The sequence below is a fragment of the [Clostridium] fimetarium genome, assembly GCF_900111235.1.
GTDB lineage: Bacteria > Bacillota > Clostridia > Lachnospirales > Lachnospiraceae > Clostridium_N > Clostridium_N fimetarium.
This window is the reverse complement of record NZ_FOJI01000005.1, coordinates 147,610-168,711: the sequence shown is the minus strand read 5'-3', so window position 1 is coordinate 168,711 and position 21,102 is coordinate 147,610. Positions and strand designations below refer to the sequence as shown.

At 34.3% G+C, this 21,102-nt stretch carries 20 protein-coding genes; 5 read left to right on the top strand and 15 right to left on the bottom strand.

Annotated elements, in window-relative coordinates; all coding sequences use genetic code 11:
• Positions 1-4 precede the first annotated feature (4 nt).
• Positions 5-1,933 (bottom strand): substrate-binding domain-containing protein, encoded by a 1,929-nt coding sequence (locus BMY18_RS08200; RefSeq protein WP_092452645.1) that lies wholly within the window; start codon positions 1,931-1,933, stop codon positions 5-7.
• 239 nt (positions 1,934-2,172) lie between these two features.
• Between BMY18_RS08200 and BMY18_RS21025 the strand changes: the two genes are divergently transcribed.
• The 5 genes from BMY18_RS21025 (at position 2,173) to folK (ending at position 6,526) form a co-directional block, all read left to right on the top strand.
• Positions 2,173-2,526 (top strand): hypothetical protein, encoded by a 354-nt coding sequence (locus tag BMY18_RS21025; RefSeq protein WP_170841350.1) that lies wholly within the window; start codon positions 2,173-2,175, stop codon positions 2,524-2,526.
• A 398-nt stretch (positions 2,527-2,924) separates the two neighbouring features.
• Positions 2,925-4,223 (top strand): bifunctional folylpolyglutamate synthase/dihydrofolate synthase, encoded by a 1,299-nt coding sequence (locus BMY18_RS08190; RefSeq protein ID WP_092452642.1) that lies wholly within the window; start codon positions 2,925-2,927, stop codon positions 4,221-4,223.
• 105 nt (positions 4,224-4,328) lie between these two features.
• The gene (locus BMY18_RS08185; RefSeq protein WP_242940994.1) at positions 4,329-4,829 is read left to right on the top strand and encodes an HD domain-containing protein; all 501 of its coding nucleotides are present in this window, start codon (positions 4,329-4,331) and stop codon (positions 4,827-4,829) included.
• 33 nt (positions 4,830-4,862) lie between these two features.
• Positions 4,863-5,666, top strand: coding sequence for a dihydropteroate synthase (folP, locus tag BMY18_RS08180; RefSeq protein WP_092452639.1), 804 nt, complete (start codon positions 4,863-4,865; stop codon positions 5,664-5,666).
• Between the two features lie 47 nt (positions 5,667-5,713).
• The gene (gene folK, locus BMY18_RS08175; RefSeq protein WP_092452636.1) at positions 5,714-6,526 is read left to right on the top strand and encodes a 2-amino-4-hydroxy-6-hydroxymethyldihydropteridine diphosphokinase; all 813 of its coding nucleotides are present in this window, start codon (positions 5,714-5,716) and stop codon (positions 6,524-6,526) included.
• Here folK and BMY18_RS08170 read toward each other — a convergent pair.
• From BMY18_RS08170 to BMY18_RS08105, 14 genes are all read right to left on the bottom strand, one after another.
• Complete coding sequence (locus tag BMY18_RS08170; protein ID WP_092452633.1) at positions 6,521-7,459, bottom strand: tRNA dihydrouridine synthase; 939 nt, start codon at positions 7,457-7,459, stop codon at positions 6,521-6,523. The genes folK and BMY18_RS08170 overlap by 6 nt on opposite strands.
• Before the next feature lie 3 nt (positions 7,460-7,462).
• Positions 7,463-8,158, bottom strand: coding sequence for a GntR family transcriptional regulator (locus BMY18_RS08165; RefSeq protein ID WP_092452630.1), 696 nt, complete (start codon positions 8,156-8,158; stop codon positions 7,463-7,465).
• Between the two features lie 203 nt (positions 8,159-8,361).
• The gene (locus tag BMY18_RS08160; RefSeq protein WP_092452626.1) at positions 8,362-9,723 is read right to left on the bottom strand and encodes a citrate transporter; all 1,362 of its coding nucleotides are present in this window, start codon (positions 9,721-9,723) and stop codon (positions 8,362-8,364) included.
• 260 nt (positions 9,724-9,983) lie between these two features.
• Positions 9,984-11,384 carry a nickel pincer cofactor biosynthesis protein LarC gene (gene larC, locus BMY18_RS08155; RefSeq protein WP_092452623.1) on the bottom strand — a complete coding sequence of 467 codons (1,401 nt, stop codon included), beginning with the start codon at positions 11,382-11,384 and terminating at the stop codon, positions 9,984-9,986.
• Entirely contained in the window at positions 11,381-12,139 is a 759-nt protein-coding gene (gene larB, locus BMY18_RS08150; protein WP_092452620.1) for a nickel pincer cofactor biosynthesis protein LarB, read from the bottom strand. Before larB ends, larC begins: the two co-directional genes overlap by 4 nt.
• Positions 12,140-12,158: 19 nt before the next feature.
• On the bottom strand, positions 12,159-12,536 hold the full coding sequence (locus BMY18_RS08145) for a MerR family transcriptional regulator (RefSeq protein ID WP_092452616.1): 378 nt from the start codon (positions 12,534-12,536) through the stop codon (positions 12,159-12,161).
• A gap of 30 nt (positions 12,537-12,566) precedes the next feature.
• The gene (locus BMY18_RS08140) at positions 12,567-13,685 is read right to left on the bottom strand and encodes an aldo/keto reductase (RefSeq protein WP_092452613.1); all 1,119 of its coding nucleotides are present in this window, start codon (positions 13,683-13,685) and stop codon (positions 12,567-12,569) included.
• Between the two features lie 14 nt (positions 13,686-13,699).
• Complete coding sequence (gene larE / locus BMY18_RS08135; RefSeq protein ID WP_092452610.1) at positions 13,700-14,533, bottom strand: ATP-dependent sacrificial sulfur transferase LarE; 834 nt, start codon at positions 14,531-14,533, stop codon at positions 13,700-13,702.
• Between the two features lie 261 nt (positions 14,534-14,794).
• On the bottom strand, positions 14,795-15,334 hold the full coding sequence (rbr, locus tag BMY18_RS08130; protein WP_092452607.1) for a rubrerythrin: 540 nt from the start codon (positions 15,332-15,334) through the stop codon (positions 14,795-14,797).
• A 65-nt stretch (positions 15,335-15,399) separates the two neighbouring features.
• Entirely contained in the window at positions 15,400-15,555 is a 156-nt protein-coding gene (locus BMY18_RS08125; RefSeq protein WP_092452604.1) for a rubredoxin, read from the bottom strand.
• Between the two features lie 163 nt (positions 15,556-15,718).
• On the bottom strand, positions 15,719-18,304 hold the full coding sequence (locus BMY18_RS08120) for a LuxR C-terminal-related transcriptional regulator (RefSeq protein WP_092452601.1): 2,586 nt from the start codon (positions 18,302-18,304) through the stop codon (positions 15,719-15,721).
• Between the two features lie 62 nt (positions 18,305-18,366).
• Positions 18,367-19,359: an ABC transporter permease gene (locus BMY18_RS08115; RefSeq protein ID WP_092452598.1), complete on the bottom strand. Its 993-nt coding sequence runs from the start codon at positions 19,357-19,359 to the stop codon at positions 18,367-18,369.
• Entirely contained in the window at positions 19,353-20,093 is a 741-nt protein-coding gene (locus tag BMY18_RS08110; protein WP_092452595.1) for an ABC transporter permease, read from the bottom strand. The genes BMY18_RS08115 and BMY18_RS08110 overlap by 7 nt, the downstream gene beginning before the upstream one ends.
• Before the next feature lie 11 nt (positions 20,094-20,104).
• On the bottom strand, positions 20,105-21,043 hold the full coding sequence (locus BMY18_RS08105) for an ABC transporter ATP-binding protein (protein WP_092452592.1): 939 nt from the start codon (positions 21,041-21,043) through the stop codon (positions 20,105-20,107).
• Between the last annotated feature and the right edge of the window lie 59 nt (positions 21,044-21,102).

Below are 21,102 nucleotides of genomic sequence, written 5' to 3'. Positions count from 1 at the left end.
ATTACTATATAATACCAATTCTTGCCTCGCCTTTTTCATCAATCAAATATACTTCCATCAAAATTTCTTTTTTTGTCCAATCATCATAGGTTACAGGTATTCCTAATAATATTGAATTTGCAATTTCTACGCCTATTTCGCCCATTTTAAATGGTTGTTGTGCAATGGTTCCTTGTATTGAGCCATCTTTTATTCCAGTCAATACAGATGGATCAGCATCAAATCCAATGAGCATGATTTTGCCTTTTTTACCAACTTCATCAATTGCTTGTGCAGCACCTAATGTCATCAATCCATTTTCACAAAATACTACTGCTAAGTCATTCTCATATGAGACTAGTATATTCTTCATTGCTTCATATGCTAGAGCCTGCTCACCATTTGCTGATACTTCTGCGATGACATCATATCCTTTTTCCGTCATTACACTCTTAAATCCTTGACCACGCAGTAATGCATATGTAGCAGTTTTTTCTGCCTTAATTATTGCTACATTCTTACTTTTTATAGAATGTTCTTTCAATAATATCAAAGCATATTCACCAGCTAATATACCTCCACCAAAGGAGTCAGAAACAATAAATGCCGCTACATCAGCACCACCCGTACCTCCATCTATAACTACAACAGGAATTGATTTTCTATTCGCAGCTGCAACAATGGTAGGAACTCCTTCTGGATTATAAGGTGAAATTAGCAAAGCATTTACGTCCTTACTGATTAAATCAAAACAACCAGTAATCATTTCTGCTGAGTTGCTTTTTTGATCATGTTTGATTACATCAATTCCAAGTTCTTTTGCTTTTGCAAGAACACCATCTTGCATAGCCCTAAAGTATTCCCATGAAGCGTTATATACTGACCAACCAAAAGTAAGTTTTTTTTCTCCAACGTCTGTTACTTTCATTAAACTTACAAATTGTTTTGAACGGTTATATATTTCATATGTAATTTGTTTTTCTCGAAGGTTAAGAATCAATGGACACCTAGAACCGGTATTTACATAATCAATCATATCCTCACTGAAATCAACTATAGGGGAGTGCGTGCTTCCCATAAAAACAATATCTATAAAGTTCTCAAGCGCATCTTTTTGCACATACCATGGTTGATAGGTTCTATTAAAATCGGTAGATAAAAACTCATTGAGCAAATTTTTATAGATTTCTTTGACATTGTTTAATGTAACAGTAGTGGTTTCATCGACATGAATCTGTAAATCTTTTGGAATACCAGTTGAATATGCAACCGCATCAATAAATTCATTTACGAAATCAGGACCATTCGCATATTTTTTAAGCAAACAAGGAATTTTTGAGAGTAATTCGGTAAGGATACAATCTCCATATTCTTCTAAATTTACGTTTGGCAGTCCGGGCTTTTTACTAAGCTCTTTTTGTATCTTATAGGCAATTGCTCTGGTCACAAAATACCCTAAAGGTAAAGGAGCTAATTCACTCATTAAATACGGCGCATTTAGCAAAGTGAATTCATGCCCATGTGTAAATAAAATACCAGTATCATATGTTGGAATATAAGCTGCTGATTGATATTTTATGGTGTAACCATCAGGACTTTTAAGTTTATTTAAATCTGCTTTTGTGATATTTATATCATGATCTCCACATATATATATGATTCTTCCTTTCAGTGCACTAAGTAACTGCCTAAGCTTTCCCTTCGCTCCTAATATATTAGGATTGGCCGTAATAATATCGTCTAAAGTTGGAGGTATTACATTGGGTGGATATGACCAAAATTCGAAGATATCGCCAAGTAATATCACTTCTTGTATCTTATTTGCGCAATCTATTATACTGTCTAAAATAGCTATGAGATATCTTTCATGCACTTCTTTACGATACCAAACGGTAGGTGCCGTGGTTCCAATGTGAATATCACTTAGAATTATAACAAATTCCCTTTCGTCCATATTTCCCTCGATTTTTGTATTACAAATAATTATATGTGTAATTAAATTGAAAAATACGGGCGAATTTCACACACATCTATATATTATTCATTTACACCCTTTCATATAATATTCATACAATAATATGAGTAATTTGATTATGAAAGGATATTAACTCTTGAATAACGATAATTTCAATAACTATTACAATTGGGATAAAATTGATTTTGAAATATTCAAAAAAATAGATGAACTAGAGTATGATGCACAAGATATTTCTTATGCGCAAAGACAGGGTAGACGTCCTGATCAACCTGGCCGTCCCGGCCCTCCTGAGCGTCCTGGCCCTCCTAATCGTCCTGATCAACCTGGTCGTCCTGGCCCTCCTGAGCGTCCTGGCCCTCCTGAGCGTCCTGATCAACCTGGTCGTCCTGGCCCTCCTGATCGTCCTGGCCCTCCTGATCGTCCTGGCCCTCCTGATCGTCCTGGACCTCCTGATCGTCCTGGACCTCCTGATCGTCCCGGACCTCCTGATCGTCCAAGACCACCTCGTGACAGACGACCACCGAGAATGTCACCCCCTAACACGATACCTCGTTTACCACGTGGAATAGTAATACCTCTTAGAAGAACGATAGATTACGATATTCAATACCGCGATTTAAATAGAAGACGTAATAGATTAAGTCCATTTATAAATTGTCTAAATAATTTCACATTTATCTGGCTATGGGATGGTAGCTCATTTTGGTTCTATCCAACTTTTATTGATTGGCGGACAGTGGAAGGATTCATTTGGAGTAACGGAAGTTGGTACTATGAAGTACTTGATATCAATAGTATTTTCTTTTTCAACTGTTTCTAAATATTAAAGTATAGATAAAAAAGTGCACTTCAAATACTGTGAACGCATCTAAGATGGGGAACAATATTTGAAGGAGCACTTTTTCTTGAATAATTAGTGGATTTGTACTATAATCAGAACAACTATTTTGAGACTGGAGAAATACTATTGAATTATAGACAAGCAAGAAATTACATAGACGAAACAGCTAAATTCGGAAGTGTCCTTGGGTTAAAAAACATGAGCAATCTCCTTGAAGAACTTTGTAATCCTCAAAAAAAATTAAAATTTATACACATTGCTGGAACAAATGGGAAGGGTTCAACACTTGCTTATATTTCAACTATTTTAAAATACAGCGGATACAAAGTTGGACGTTATATCTCACCCACGATTTTTAAATACCGTGAGAGAATTCAGATTAATGAAGTGTATATTGAAAAAGAGAGCTTTGCTAGATTAATGACACAGATTAAAAGTGTCATTGATAAAATGATTGCTGATGGAAAAAGCCACCCGACATCATTTGAAATAGAAACCGCTCTCGCATTTTTATATTTCTTAGAAAAACAATGTGACATCATCGTCCTTGAAACAGGTCTTGGAGGAACGCTTGATGCAACGAATGTAATAGACACAACGATTTGTTCTGTAATTTCAACTATCAGTATGGATCACATGCAGTTTTTAGGAGATACACTGACCCAGATTGCCACACAAAAAGCTGGCATCATCAAGCCTGGCTGTCCTGTTGTCTCTGCGGTTCAAAAGGCTGAAGCTAAAATGGTAATTATAGACACCGCCAAAGAAAAAAGCTGTGAACTATATTTTGTAGATCCTTCTGATATAAGTAACATAGAATATGGCCTTGAAAATCAGCGATTATTTTATAAAGATAAACAATATAAGATTTCTCTAGCCGGAAGTTTTCAGATTAAAAATGCCACTTTGGCACTGAAGGTAATAGAATGTCTCAATCAGCATGGATGGAATGTATCACAACAAGCCATTTACGACGGATTAGAAAACACAAAATGGATTGGACGTTTTACATTGATCTATTCTAAACCGACTTTTATTGTAGATGGTGCTCATAATGAAGATGCTGCAAAACAGCTCAAGGAATCAATTGAATTATACTTTAAGGGTAAGCGTCTGATTTTCATAATGGGTATATTTGCTGACAAGGAATACAAAAAAATAATAGCACTCACCGCTCCTCTTGCGAGTGCCATTTTTACCATTGAGACTCCCAATAATTCAAGAGCACTTTCTGCAAAGGATCTTGCAACCGAGATTTCTTTCTATAATATTGAGGCAAGACCTATGAACAGCCTTAAGGAAGCTGTAGAAGCGAGTTTCTTGCTTGCTGGTGAGGATGACGTGATAATAGCATTTGGTTCATTGTCATACCTGGGGGATTTGATTAACCTTGTTACTTTCAGCAGCTCTGCGCAAAATGAATAAATGTAAATCAATATTCTCGACTATGCTATAATTGACTTTGGATACACAGATAAAGAATTATATATATTGCACCAATGACTAAAATCCAAAGTAAGGAGTTCTGATATGATAGATAATGGTGAAATGGAACGGGTTAACAAAATAATAAATAACAATATCTATAAATGTGCATACCACTTAATCGAAGACTACGAGAATACTAGGATTTTTTGTAAACATGACATGTCCCATTTTCTAGATGTTGCAAGACTCGCCTGGATTTTTAATTTGGAGGAAAGCCTTGGTATTTCAAGAGAAATCATATACGCAACTGCCATGCTTCACGACATCGGAAAACATGAACAATATATTCGCAACATCCCGCACGAGACAGCCAGTGCTCTAATAGCCTGCGGTATTTTAAAGGATTGTTGCTTTAATGAATTAGAGAGCGAAATGATTTTATCTGCAATAAAAACCCATCGGGATGAAAAGCAGATGATCTTCAAAGACTTGAATAGAATACTATACCGTGCTGACAAGATGTCTAGAAGTTGCTTTACATGCGATGCGAAGGCATCCTGTAACTGGAATATTGAGAAAATGAATCTCGTGATAAAATATTGAAGCGATTAAAACAGTACAGAAATGAGGATGGAAATGATTATTGGAAAAAAAGAATTTGATGTGAAAAACAGAACTTATGTTATGGGAATACTAAACATAACTCCTGACTCATTTTCAGATGGTGGAAAATATAATCAATTTGACAACGCCCTGAGACATGTTGAAAACATGATAACTGATGGAGCCGATATCATTGATGTCGGTGGTGAATCAACAAGACCTGGCTATCAAAAGATTTCGGATAACGAAGAAATTGAAAGAGTGGTTCCGGTTATTGAAGCGATTAAGCGTAATTTTGATATTCCAATCTCCCTCGACACTTACAAAAGTCAAGTTGCACTTGAAGGAATTAAGGCAGGTGCTGATTTGATCAATGATATCTGGGGCTTGAAATATGATAATAATATGGCTTTTGTAATAGCACAGGCCAATGTATGCTGCTGTCTGATGCATAATAGGGAAACTATCAATTATAACAATTTCATGAAGGATTTAGAGACGGATCTTGGTGAATCACTCAATATAGCCAAAAAAGCAGGTATCGCTAACGATAAGATTATTCTTGACCCTGGTGTTGGATTTGCAAAAACTTACGAGATGAATATTGAAATCATCCACAATCTAGAACAACTTCACATGTTTGGACTACCGATTCTTCTTGGTACGTCACGAAAGTCCGTCATAGGACTGGCTCTTAATCTTCCCGCCGAACAACGACTTGAAGGCACTTTAGCAACTACAGTAATTGGTGTTATTAAACACTGCGCATTTGTAAGGGTTCACGATATACTTGAAAACAGTAGAGTAATTAAAATGACTGAGGCCATTTTACAATAATATGAAATAGTGCTAGCAATCTTTAGATGATTTGAAAGGAGTCCATAATGGATAAAATTAAAATTAACAACCTGGAAATATTTTGCAATCACGGAGTATTTCCTGAAGAAAATGTCCTTGGACAGAAGTTCCTAGTATCTGCAGTCCTATATACGGACACAAGGTCAGCCGGCTTAAGTGATGATCTTACAAAATCAATTAATTATGGAGAGATTTGTAATTTTATTGAAAAATTTATGAAAGATCATACATTTAAACTGATTGAAACCGTTGCGGAACGTCTTGCAAAAGCGCTGTTAACCGAAACGAAGAATCTTGAAAAGATAGAACTTGAAATCAAAAAGCCATGGGCTCCAATTGCCCTTCCAATTGAAAATGTGTCAGTGAATATTGAAAGAGGATGGCATACAGCTTATATCTCATTAGGATCTAACCTCGGAAACAAAGAGGAATACCTCAATCAGGCGATTAAAGAACTTGGCGATACGAATAATGACTGTTTCGTTACCCAAACATCAGATTTTCTAACAACGAAGCCTTACGGAATAACTGAGCAAGATGACTTTTTAAATGGCTGCCTTGAACTCAGAACGCTTCTTACTCCTGAAGAACTTCTTGCAAGACTTAACTCAATAGAGCACAATGCGAACCGTGAACGTCTTGTTCACTGGGGACCAAGGACTCTTGATCTTGATATCATTTTTTATGATGATATTGTGTATGATAGCAAAATTTTAATAATTCCTCATATCGACATGCAAAATAGGCAATTTGTTTTGGAACCATTAAGTCAGATTGCAGGATTTAAACGACATCCTATACTCAACACCACGGTTAACCAAATGCGAAAGGGACTATAATATTTGTTCCTTGAATAAGCTTGATACAGCTTCTTCGTAATCGCATAATCTTTCAGCCTTCTTGATTTTTTTTGCATATTTTGTATTATCCGGAAAAGCTTGAATCATATAAGTCCATATCTCTTTCATTTTAAATAGGACATTCCTATCTCCAAATAATATGCTTTGATAATCTCTATAAATTTGATCATGAAATTCCTTTAATATATTTTTATCAAGTTTGGCATTATTAGTGATTTCGCTGACCATTGCAGGATTCGCTAATAATCCCCTTCCAATCATCAAAGTACCTACACTCGGGAAATTTTCGATAAACTTCTTATAATCTTCGATTGTAAAAATATCCCCATTATAACAAACAGGATTTTTGCTTAAACTCAATGCTTCCTTAAAAATCTCAAGATTAGGTTTGTTTTTATAAAAATCTTTTTGAATTCTAGGATGGATAATAAGCTCTTCAATCGGGTATTTGTTGAAAATTTCAATCAAATCATAAAACTCTTCTGGGTTGTCTTTTCCTATTCTTGTTTTAATTGAAATTTTTGTCATGGATGCGGAATAAATTTCATCCAAAAAAGCATCAAGTTCTTCTTTTTTTGCAAGAAATCCAGACCCTCTATTTTTTGATACGACCGTTCCAGAGGGGCATCCCAAATTTAAATTGACCTCATCATATCCCATTACCTTTAATTTATTAGCTGTATGAATAAAATCTTTTGCATTATTTGTTAATAATTGTGGAATCAGAACGAGTCCTTGGTTGTTTTCAGGCAAAAGGTCATTTAACTCTCGTGTTTTAAAACTTTCACTTTGATTTGCAACAATAAAAGGTGAAAAGTATTTTTCTATATTGTTATGATTAAAAAAAGCATTATGGGAATTCCTATAAATGTGCCCAGTCAAGCCTTCCATAGGTGCGAAGTAAAAATTCATATATCAAATATCTCCTTTTTTTGAATTTATACAATACTCGGGATTATTTTTCATGATGTCTTTCTCATCCAATCTATATCTTGAAAGATGCTGAATTATAAATTCGCCGCAAAGAACTTTGTTCCTTGATTTTAAAGCATTTAGAATCGCTTTGTGGTCTGTTACAATCTGTATATCCTTAATTGAATCCAAGCTCAATGCTCTGACTCTGTCAAAACATCCCTGGATGCTTTTCATCAGCTTGTAGGTCTGTTGCTTATTACTCATTATGAATAATGCATGATGAAACTCATTATCAAGTTCAAAAATTTTCTTAGAATCGTTTCTATTTAGATAAAATTCCTGCAACTCAATAATATCTTCTAGTTTTAGGATTCCTGCATCATCAATTGTATCACAAAGTTCCTCTACAATCGCTTTCTCTAAACATCGACGCAAAAAAGCTGTTTCTTCTATTGTCTCAAAATTAATTTTTGAAATAGTACATCCACGCTGTGGATAAATCTCAACAAGATGGCTCTTACTCAATTCCTGTAGGGCCTCCATGACCGGCGTTCTGCTAACTCCAAGTTCAAATGCAAGATCTTTACCACTGACTGTACTTCCTGGTGAAAGCTCAAGATTAATTATATTATCTCTAATCTGGCGAAACGCATACTCTCTTGCCGTTTCATTATTTAAATAATTCGTTAATACCAATTGATTTTATCCCCCTAACCTTCTACTATCACATACGATGTCACATAACTAAAATATTATACATTTTTGCTTTATTGTTTTCAATCGTTTTATAATATAAAACTAATTCTTTGCTTACCTATTGTTTTTAAAGAATGGCTACTACCGATGATCTGATAGCAGCCATTTCTGAATTTACACTTTATTATTAACCAAATATATCATTAGCCTACTAGTCCGCCGTACATAAAATATGCGATGATACAGCAAATCATACCAATAACCCAACCTGTAGGAATTGACATCTTCATGTAATCCTTTGTTGCTACCTTTGTATATCCAAATCCCCATGCAACCCAAGACTGTGTAATATCAAGGTGCTGTGGTGCAATTGTTGTTACTGCAAATAGAGGATAAAGGAATGCAATTGGGAAGTTTGCTGGGCTTGAGAGTACTACTGCTAGAATAGCCGCACCACAACCAACTAGATTCAAAGGTCCGCGGAAGAATCCAAGTGGTGTAAGGATTGCAAATGCAATCGCAATTACTATTGCTGAAGTAGGAATAAACCCGCCTAATAACGTTTGAAAGTAAGGAGCTGCAAAATTTGCTGCGTTGTTAAACATAGAAAGCATTAACAAGAAACCAACCATTGGTGCAACATCAACTGCACCTTCTGCAAAAAGTTTTGCAAGCATACTACAAATTTCAACAAAACTACCTTTTAACTTTTTACATGTAACTAAAGCAAAAGCACTTGAAAGAAGGAATCCTAAAATAATTGGGAGTTTAAATACTACTACTCCAATTACTGGTAAAATAACTGAAATCCATGAAATAGCAGGTGCATTGTTTTCAGTAGCTCCCCTGTTGGTAGTTGTTGCTGCCCAGGCATGAGAAACTTTCTTTGTATTGAGTGCAATATTAGCAACGACTAATACTACTACCAATGCTACTACCATACAAATGATACCAAAATTAAAGTACTCATTATATGTATAACTTGCATATTTACTGTCAGCAGCAACAAACATTGCCTGATACTGTTTAAAATTAACAATATTTGCAAAAATACCTGACATGATTGAACCCATGAAAGCAAATAATGTTATAGATGCTGGTAATCCAAGTGAAAGTAAAATTGGAATAACAATAACTGCAATAGAGATAACTGGTCCTATACCTGTCATTGAAGTGAAAATAATAGATGTCATAATACAGAGCAACGACATTGTAAATCTCGGTTTATCTCCACCAAGTTCAACTGTTTTTCTAATTAAGGTAGACGCGATTCCTGAAGTCATCAGAACTCTTCCGAAGAATGCTCCAAAGAATATATTTACTAATATTGACTTACCATAATTTTGTGGACCCTCTTGGAATACATTTTCAAGTACTCCAACAAAGCTAAATTTTGCCATTGCAGCATTTGGAACAAATAAATTTCCAACTAATGCTAATACAGTCCAAAATATCGCCATAACAAAAAATCCAATCATAAGGTTATAACCTTTTACACAATACCAAATCATACCAAAGAATGATAAAATCATGATTATGCCAATTATTACATTTACTGCTTCCATAATCGATTCCTCCTAAAAATACTATTTTTTCTTTCATCTAACATACTACCATGTTAGTTCGTTAGACAAGGAATGTCAACCTATTCTTTATAATAATTTTATTATATTTATATTTATTTTATTTATTAATATTTTATAATGATAATTTCGCAAATTAAAACCGCTTGGTTCTAATGTAAGAATCACGCGGTTTTAATGTTAATCTGGAATATATTTGTGATGACCATTAAAGCGGTTTTTTATTCATCAATCATGCATGTCTATACTTCTTCGCACTCTTTTTTTATCTGAAAAAACACATCTTGAAATGACATTTGATGTTTTTTGCAAAGTTCAGTAACACTTCTGTATTCTGGGTAAACTCTATTTCCAGATTCGATTTTGCAGATTTTCACCTGTGCTTCTCCAAGGGAAGTTTGTACTTTTTTTATCTCTCGTTTTAATACACTTCGTTCCATCTGAACACGTCTGATTCCAATCGTTGTTGTCTCCTCGAAAATAATCTGTTCCAATTTTTCTATATCTTCTTCCTTACAAATTATATTCAACTGATAGGCAGGGCGGTTTTTCTTCATATATACAGGTATATAATGTACATCCCTAGCTCCTGCTTCAAACAGTCTTTCCATTACGAAGCCCAGTATTTCTCCACTACAATCATCTATATTCGTCTCTAATTTGTATATAAAATCTTTCTGCGACGATACAGTAATCATATCCTTAATAAGCATTGCGCGAAGCATACTTGGTCTGTCATAAGTCCTTTTGCCTGCACCAATCCCGATTTTTTCAACGGAAAACTTCTCTGGAAGTTTGTCTGAGGTCTTAATTGCTGCGACAATTGCAGCGCCTGTTGGGGTTACTAATTCCCCTTCAGTACTTGTAATGTGTAAATGTAAATCGTGCGCTACTGCAATATTAGCAACTGCCGGTACTGGAATTGGTATCGTACCATGCTGACACCTAACAAATCCACGCCCTTCATATAATTCAGGTACAATAACTTCCGTAATTCCAAGGTTATCCACGCAAACTGCAACTGCTACAATATCCACAATTGAATCTACAGCTCCAACTTCGTGAAAATGTACATGCTCCAACTCTACTCCATGGGCCTTTGCTTCAGCCTGTGCAATAATCGTGAAAATACGTTTTGCCAGTAATTTTGCTCTGTCCGTAATATCTGCTCTATTTATAATATCAAGGATTTGTGGCAGGTCTCTCTGATCATGAGCATGATGATGTTCATGATTATATGAGTGCTCCGTATCGGTATCGGTTCCATTGTGATGGTGGTGATCTTCGTGATTATATTCTGAGTCATGGTGGTGATCTTCGTGATAATGTTCTTCGTGATTATGTTCTGAGTCATGGTAGTGATCTTCGTGACTATGTTCTAAGTCATGGTGATGTTCTTGTCCATGCAAATAATCCATATCATGATCATGATTTTCATTCTTTTCATCTAACATAACATCAAAGTCACAAACATCTAGTCCCGCTTTTTTCACTCTGCTAATTTTTATTTCAAACCCATCAATTGGTAAACTTGCAAGTGCATTCTCTAAAACAATCTGATCTGCTCCCAAATCAATCAGTGCCGCCACTGCCATGTCCCCACTGATTCCAGAATAGCACTCTAAATATAAGGTATTGCTCATACTTTCACCTCATTCTTAACGCCTAACCTATTTATCTGCGTTGCCATATATCCTGCACCATATCCATTATCAATATTTACAACTGCAATTCCATTCGCACAGGAATTAATCATAGTCAGAAGTGCTGATAGTCCATTTAAACTTGCGCCATAACCAATTGAGGTCGGTACCGCTATAACTGGTTTATCTACCAACCCTCCAATCACGCTTGGAAGTGCTCCTTCCATTCCTGCCACTGCCACGATACAATTCGCACTTTGAAGAATATCAAGCTGTGACAATATTCTATGAAGACCACAAACTCCAACATCATAAAGCCTGTCCACATGAGAACCAAAATACTCTGCTGTCTGTGCTGCTTCCTCTGCAACAGGTATATCTGCTGTTCCAGCTGAACATATTGCAATTTTTCCAACCTTTTTTTTATCCGGTTTTTCGATTTTAATAATTCGTGAGATTTCGTCATATTGAACGTTAGGGTAGTCTTTTTTTATAAATTCATATTGGGCAGCTGAAGCTCTAGTTCCAAACACCTCGCCATCTTCTTCATATAATTTTCCAAAAATATTTAGTAAATGAACATCTGATTTCCCACTACAAAAAATCACTTCTGCAAATCCAGATCTCACTTTTCTGTGTGTGTCCAATTTTGCATATCCCATATCTAAAAACGGTTTTTTACGAAAATATTGTTCCGCTTCTTCAACAGAAATATCTCCACTTTTTACTTTTGCTAATATGTCATATGTTTCCATTATTACCTCCGCCTTAGCATCACATATCCCAGGATAAAACGCCTGTCACTTCTGCTTTTTCATATCTATCTATTTTAAAATTTAGTCTTTCTAGCGTTTTTTTCATATCATCCATTTTTATCACAAGCTTCTTACGCTCTTCTACTAATAGATTTTTTCTAGCTACAATAGTGGAATCTCCTTGCTGCGTAAGTACACAATATTCAACGAGATTTTCTATTGGTATTCCAGCTAAACGCATGCATTTTGCTAATTCAATCCATTTACACGATTCTTCTGTATAGTCCCTAACACCACTTTTATTACGGTTTACGCGTGGGATTAGTCCGACACGCTCATAATAACGTAAAGTATCTTGAGAAAGGTCAAATCTTACACTTACTTCGGTAATCGTCATCTTTGCTTTCCTCCATTCATCAATTCGTTACTACTCAAATGTCTTTGCCACTTCCTTTAAGAATTTAATAATTTCAATATGCTGTGGACAGCTTTTTTCACACTTTTTGCATTCGATACAATCAGATGCTTTTCCATATGTCTTAATATCGTTCGCATAGTATGCGCCTTGTGCTGAAAATAATTTATTGATAGCTTGTTTCTCCGCATTATACAATGCAAAATATTTAGGGATTGGTATGTTTTTGGGGCATCCGTCAACACAATACTGACAAGCTGTACATGGAATTATGATTGATTCATTCATAATATTTACAATTTTTTCGATAATATCAAATTCATCTTTTACAAATGGTATGAATTTTTGCATATATGCTGTGTTGTCTAATAACTGTTCCAAATCTGACATCCCACTTAATACCATCATAACATTATCATGACTTGCTGCAAATCGAATTGCCCACGAAGGTATTGACATGTCAGGATGATACGCTTTTAATAATTCCTCAGCTTTTGGGGGAACATTAGCAAGCGTACCACCTTTGACTGGTTCCATAACAATGACAGGTTTTCCATGTTTTGTTGCAACTTCATAGCATTTACGGGACTGAATACTCTGATTATCCCAATCTATATAATTAATCTGAAGTTGTACAAACTCCACTTCTGGATGTTCTGTCAAAATCACATCTAACAAATCTGCCGAATCATGATAAGAAAATCCGATTTTTTTAATCTTACCCTCTTCTTTTTTCTTTTGAATAAATGCAAAGCTATCCAACTTTTTCGCAGTTTCATAGTTAGTAACTCCAAGGTTATGAAGCAGATAAAAGTCAAAATACTCTACTCCACATTTCTCTAGCTGTTCGTCAAAAATTCTTACTTGGTCTTCTTTTGTTTTCAAAAACATGGTTGGCAACTTTGAAGCCAACGTAAAGCTATTCCTGTCATGGCGTTTAACCAACGCTTCCCTTAAAAAGATTTCACTCTTAAACTCATGGTACATGTAAGCCGTATCAAAATAGGTAAATCCTCTTTCTAAAAAAGTATCCACCATTATATTTAACATATCTTTATCAATACTTGTTGGATCATCATGATTCTTTAAAGGTAAACGCATAAATCCAAATCCTAATTTTTTCTGTTCCATGTCTGTAATTCCTCCTATTGTAGTCCTATTTCCTTTTCTTGTTCTGTGAGCACTTCATTCATACTTCCAGTTCTATATCCAAGCATATCTAGCGTAACATAGGTAAATCCAATTTGCTTAAACCGTTCACCTATTCTATTCATAACATCGATATCAAAAAATCGTGTTCTTTCCTCTGGTGCAACTTCTATTCTAGCGATTTCTCCATGATGTCTCACTCTTACCTGTCTAATTCCCATATCAAGTAAAAATTGTTCCGCTTCATCTACCATTTTAAGTTTCGGTGCAGTTATTTCATTTCCATAGGGAAACCTTGAAGATAGGCACGCAAATGCCGGCTTGTTCCAAGTTGGCAGCCCTAATTCTTTTGAAAGTTCTCTTATATCATCCTTTGTGAGCTTCGCTTCTTTGAGTGGACTTATTACTTCTAGTTCACGTGCAGCTTGCATTCCAGGTCTATAATCACCGTCATCATCTATATTGGAACCATCAAATACATATTCAACGCCATTTTCTTTTGCTATCTCATTTATCTTTGTAAAAAGTTCTTTTTTACAATAATAGCATCTGTTTGTAGGATTACTTGCAAAGCCTTCAATATCCAACTCTTCAGAAGATATTATCAAATGTTTCACGCCCATATCCTTCGCATACTTGATTGCCTCTTTGAGTTCTCTTTCTGGGTACGTTGATGAAGTAGCTGTAACTGCTATCATTTTATCTTTCAATACCTCATGTGCTACTTTTACCAAGAAGGTACTGTCTACCCCTCCTGAAAAAGCAATTGCTGCACTGCCTCTTTTTTTCATATTTTCTTTTAAAATTTCGTATTTTTCTTGTAATAACATATTTCCTCCTAATCAATTAACAATACTATAAGATACTGCATTAAGCGCTTCTTATTCAAATATATCACTTAAAGTTAACTCCAAGTCAAGTATAAATTAAATTTCTATCAAAATATTTTAATTAATAAATAATTAGTAGGTAAAATATAACATTTATCTATATCTTTTAATTCAACAAAAAAAGGCTAGCTGCTTTCAAAAAACTCAGAAAGCAACTAACCTTAAAGCGAACTTCGTTCACTTTTAACATCTCTTATTCAATTAATAATTATCAGCTTTTATTTGGAAATAAGACTTTGCATGATCACAAACTGGACATTTTTCAGGAGCATCTTTGCCGACATAAATATGTCCACAATTGCTGCATTGCCAAATTGTATCTCCATCTTTTGAAAATACAACCCCATCTTCAATATTTGCTAATAATTTTTTATATCTTGCTTCATGCTCTTTTTCGATTTTCGAAACTTCTTCAAACAGATATGCAATCCTAGTAAAGCCTTCAGCTCTCGCTTCTTTTGCAAAAGTAGGATACATATCAGTCCACTCATAATGCTCACCAGCAGCTGCGTCAGCTAAATTAACTTTTGTATCTGCGATTCCATCATGAAGTAACTTAAACCATATTTCTGCATGCTCTTTCTCGTTTGCTGCTGTTTCTGCAAATAATGCACCAATTTGCTCATATCCATCTTTTTTTGCTTTTGAGGCATAAAATGTATATTTGTTTCTAGCTTGTGATTCACCTGCAAATGCAGCCATTAAATTTGCTTCTGTTCTTGAACCTTTTAATTCGCTCATTAGATTTACCTCTTCCTGAAAAATCATAATTCACATTCGTAAGTTACATGTTTTTACTTTACTAATTACATTTCTGCAAATGAATCTTTGTCTAAACCACAAGTTGGGCAAACCCAATCTGCTGGAACATCTTCCCAAGCTGTTCCTGGAGCAACTCCGTTATCAGGATCTCCCAATTCAGGATCATACTCATAACCACAAGGACATTGATATTTTTTCATAATTCATACCTCCATTATTTTTAATTTGATTTACTAAATCAATATTATTATAACATAAACTTATCCAAAATTTTAACTATTTCAAAAAAAAGTTGTCTTTATGTGAGACTTTTAAATTTATCTTTTTTCATTTTTTTAAAATCCTTGTTATAAACTTTTATAGTTAAGTTCTAATTTTGTTTACTGCTGCAACTCTGTTGTTGACACCAAGTTTTCCATATATATTATTAATGTGCGTTTTAACTGTTGCTAGCGAGACACATAGTTTTTCTGCAATCTGGATATTCGTACTTCCATATGACAATTCATGAAGCACTTCTTTTTCACGTTCCGTTAAATCGTCCCTCTTCTTTTCATGTTCGTATCTTGTGTTCTCTTTCATTCCATGTTTCGGATCTGCTGATAGGACACATGATACAAATTCAAATTCCTCATCCGTCAATTCCTTTTTCAATTCTGTCTTTAAATCAAGCATTATTTTATTTGCTGTTTTTCTTTCAAACCAAAATGGATTGGCAATTCTATCATCTATTGCATAGGAAACTGCTTCTAAAAACAGATTCTGAATATCCCTTATATTTCCCTGGTTCTCAAGTAACATACGTGCTTTTAAAAGATCTCCTTCTACTATCTTTAATTTATTTTGTATTTTTCTCGCCTTTGCGATTAACACTTCCACGAGGTCCATCGCTTTTTCCTTATTACCAAGTTCATATTGAATACTCGTATACAATAGATCGCAGTCCATATTTTCTATGAAATCATCAGATGCAGCATACATAGTTGCAAATTGTTTTGCAAGTTCACTATGTTGCCCTCTGTAAATCGGATACCGTAATAATTTTCCGGAATAATAAATATTTTGAAATGCCTCCTGCCCCATAACATCTAACAAAAGTTTTTCTGTCATAATATCGTCGCCACTTAAATAATAATATTCTGCTAACGTATATTGATATGCTCTGTCTATACTGTTAGCGTCGCTCTTCATACATTTTCTTGCATTTTCAAGCATTTCAAATGCTTTATCAAGAAACAGCTGTCTTATAAAAAGTCCAGCAATACCGATATAATAAGAACAGGCCAGTGACTTTATTTGAGAAACCATTGGTTCCATTTCTTTATACAAATCAACACATTTTGACAATTCTCCCATATCTTCCAAAATCTGTGCTTTTTCCGATAACACAAAAAATCCTATATAAATATTACCAGTTTTTTTATATACCTCTCCTGCACAATTTAAATAGTCAATTGCTTGTTGAAATTTTGAATCCGCATATAAAAAATACGCCTCTTTAATTAATAAAAACGCAGTTGTAATTGAATTCAGAGGAAGTTTATTGATCTGTTCTAGTGATAAGATATTAGAATTACTAAAGTCCCATCTCGCACTAAAGAACATATCCGAGCGATTAAATGCTTCAAATGTTTCATCTTCCTTCATATTTGCTGTAATAAAGCCATAAATTCTTTCGCATGCCTCTTCATCCATACTCGAGTAATAATAGAAAAAATACTGATAAGCAAAATCTGTATTCTTTGATATTTCCTCCATTGGGACCTTCATTAAATAGGAAAATGTGAGCACAGTCTGTGGCATTTTCAGTATCAGTTTCATGATTTTCTCATAGTCTTTAATTTGGAAGAGATGGTAAAGACATTCCTCAAAGTCTCCCAATTGTTCATATATGGAAGCCGCTAAATTATGTAGCTCTATTTTCTTTTCTTGATCAAGTTTTTCAAAGATACCATTTAAATATTCAGCCATAATGGCATGATAACGATAAAGTCCCGCCACTTCATCAATATTAATTACAAACAAATTCTTCTGTAAAATAGCTTCCATCATCGGAATGAAATCAATCTCTGGCTTATATTTCCCACAAATTTTTTGGTTGAAATATCTTAAAATGGAGGTTTCAGTTAAAAATCCTTGTTCTTCCTCTGATAGGAACTCAAATATTTCTTTTGTAATATAATCATTTAGGACACGATTCGACACTTTAAAACTTGCCATCGTTTGAACATTTCTATCTCTTGAAGATATCGCAAGCAATTGAAGTCCGCCTATCCAGCCTTCTGAAATTTCTATCATTGAAGTGATGATTCCTTGTTCTTTCTTTAATTTCAAAGTATCAACCAGAAATTCTCTACTTTCTTTTTCTGACAGTCTAACATCATCCTCATCGATTACCATAAGTTTATCTTCTATCGCCACTTCTCCAAGATAAATTTCAGGCATTTCTCTTGTAAGTAATACAAGGTGCATATTCTCTGGCATATTTTCAACAAAGAAGTTTATCGTTGAAATAAGAAACTCATCTGAAATCATATGGAAATCATCCAGCACTAATACAATCTCCTTCTCCATACTTAATTTATTAACCAAGAGAGAAAGAATCTTCCAAAGATTCTCTTTCTGCATATTACCATCAAAAAAGTTTTGGAAATCCGTTTTCGAATCTTCTAAATAGTCCTTAACTGATTCAATCATATAGTTCCAGAAAACAAATGTCTGATTCGCATTTTCATCAAGGGAAATCCACCTCACGTGTTCTAATCCTGTCTCTATGACAAAACTAGAAAGTAATGTAGTCTTACCACTCCCAGCACCTGCTTTTACAATTACTACTTTGCAATCTTTTAAATGATTTAATTGTTCAAATAAACTGTGTCTAATAATATAGTTTTTCCTAGGCTGTGGCATTTTTAACTTCACAGATAAGATTGGTATGTTTACTTCCACAAATTTCCACCTCCACTCTACCACTTTATTGTACTTTCTACGACCATGACAGTCAAGAAAGATTATTTGTGATAAATGTAGTCTTTTTTTGTTTTTATTACTGCAATGAAAAAGAATATTACAGATAGCCCAACCACATACAAGAACTGTATTTTAATGGCCCCTGTAAGATTGCCTTTTTCTAATGCATTTGTAAAATTAATAAAATCTTTTTGCGGTAAAATATGAATTAATCGATCAAACAACGTTTCCTCTTTTGTGAAAGAATAAAAGCTTCCAGCAAGTATGGTAGATAACATAATCAATGATGATCCAAGCATATTAGCAGTATCCGCCACACAGAAAAATGAATTCAAAAATAATGCAAAAGAAGTTGCTAGAATTGCCAAAACTGCTATCAACGCCGCATATGTTAGCAATGAAAATCCTATAACCACACCTAGTATCTGAGCCACAGCCATTACACAAAATGTCGGAACAAATATCATAGCAAACATAAATGCTGCATGCCCAAATAAGTATTTTTGAAAAGCAATTGGTGACATAACCACCCTTTCAATCATGTGTCTTTCTTTATCTTCTGCAAATAATCTCGCATAGAGGACCCCCTGTATAAGTAGAAACATCATCATATATCCGATTATATTCGTTCCAATTCTTCTTGTCGTCTCCATACTAGGAACAAAGGTATTCGGATTTTTAAGTGCTGCATAAATCATTGCTTTTATTTCATCACTTTTTATTGTTTCTACCTTATATGCACCGTCCTCCCCGATGGTAACAACTGCATCATATCTATTTTGGACCAGCTCTGATTTAGGAGGTGCTGTCTCTAAAATAGAAACATTAAAATATTGGCTATTTGTAAATTGTGAAACAGACTCTATTACTGACTGATTTTGGGGTAATATCAAAGCGATATTTCCTTTTGTTTCAATCGTACTTGTTAATACAATAGCCGCTACAACTGCACATATTGTAAGTCCCATTGAAACAAATAAATATAACTTTTCTTCCATCAACCGCTTCCAATCATTTCTAAATATCACTAACATATGCAATCCTCTTTTCTAAATGTTTTATTACAGATAATAAAAACTGCTAATATTGCTATAATCAACCCAACAATTGTAGGATAAAACCACGAAAAATCATTATCATATATCATAGAAAACGAAGCCTTAACCAGCCATTTTGCAGGAGATAGATAACTGATTTTACGCACTATCTTCCCGTATCCATCCAATGGAAACAACAGGCCTCCAAAGATTGCTAATAAATTAATCACAATACTTAATATCTGATTTGCCATTGCTTCGGTTTTGAAGATACAGCAAAACATAACCCCTAATCCAACCGAAAATAATTCTGCCATCCCAAACAAAAGAATAATCTGTGGAACTGCATTTATATGAATATGATAAATCACACATAGGAAAATAACATCAAATAAATGACATAAAAATGAAAAAACGAAAGAGGAAACTATTTTTGATAAATAGATTACTTTTGCATTTCCAGGCGCATAAATGATACGCATATTAGGCTTACGAATGGTTATTTCCATAAATGCATTTGCAGAAGTCATACCACTTGTTAGAATAGAATATATTATTAACGTAATCCCATAGTAATCATAAGAAGTCACATCACTTCCATATCCGTCTTTTCCTAAAAATCCAAGAATCACTACTAATAGAATTGGAAATAATGTTCCATAAAATAACCACATTGGATTTTTGAATAGATTTTTAAAATCTTCTTTACTAATCAAATATAAATTTCGCATTTTTCCTCCTCCTAGTCTCTTAGACTTTTTCCTGTTAAACGTAAAAACACATTTTCAAGACTTGCAGTTCTACAAAATAAATTTAAGATCTTTGACTTGCTCGCGATTACCAAAGCAATGATTTTATCTAAATTCTCAATGTTTTTTAACGTCGTAATGATTAGTTGCTGTTCTTTTTTCTCGATTTTCTTGATACCTTCAATCTTATAAAAATCATCAATATTTAGATTATTATCCTCTTCTAATTCTAATATAAATTGTCTTTCATCAAAAATATCCTCTTTCAAACTTTCCTTCGTTCCTTCCGCAATTACAGTACCATTATCCATAATCAAAATACGTGTTGAAATTTCTTCTACTTCTTCCATGTAGTGCGTTGTATATAAAATCGTCATACCATGCTGACTCAATTTTTTTATGGAACTTAGAATATGGTTTCTGGATTGTGGATCAATCCCAACTGTTGGTTCATCCATAATCAACAACTCTGGCTCATGAGCGATTGCACATGCAATATTTAGCCGTCTTTTCATTCCTCCGGAAAATGTTTTTGCCTTATCTACTCTTTTTTCCAACAGGCCTACAAAATCCAATGCTTTGCTGACACTTTTCTCTAATTCTTTTCCTTTTAAGCCATACAACGAAGCGAAAAATCTGACATTTTGCGCTGCGCTCAAGTCCTCATATATTGCTAAATCCTGTGGAACTACCCCAAGATGTTTTTTGAAATCAGTCAGGCATGAATTTATATTCTTTCCTTTATATTTCATCTCCCCTGCATCATATCCCAAAATACCACAAAGGATATTAATAGTTGTACTTTTCCCAGCTCCATTTGGACCTAGAAGACATAATATTTCCCCCTCTTTCACATCAAACGATACTTCCTTTACGACTTTCTTATCTCCAAAACTTTTTTCTAAACTGTTTACCTCTACAATTGGATTCATAATTTTCCTCATTTCTTTCCTATTTCTTTATTTGATATATTTATTGTATCTAGAAACGA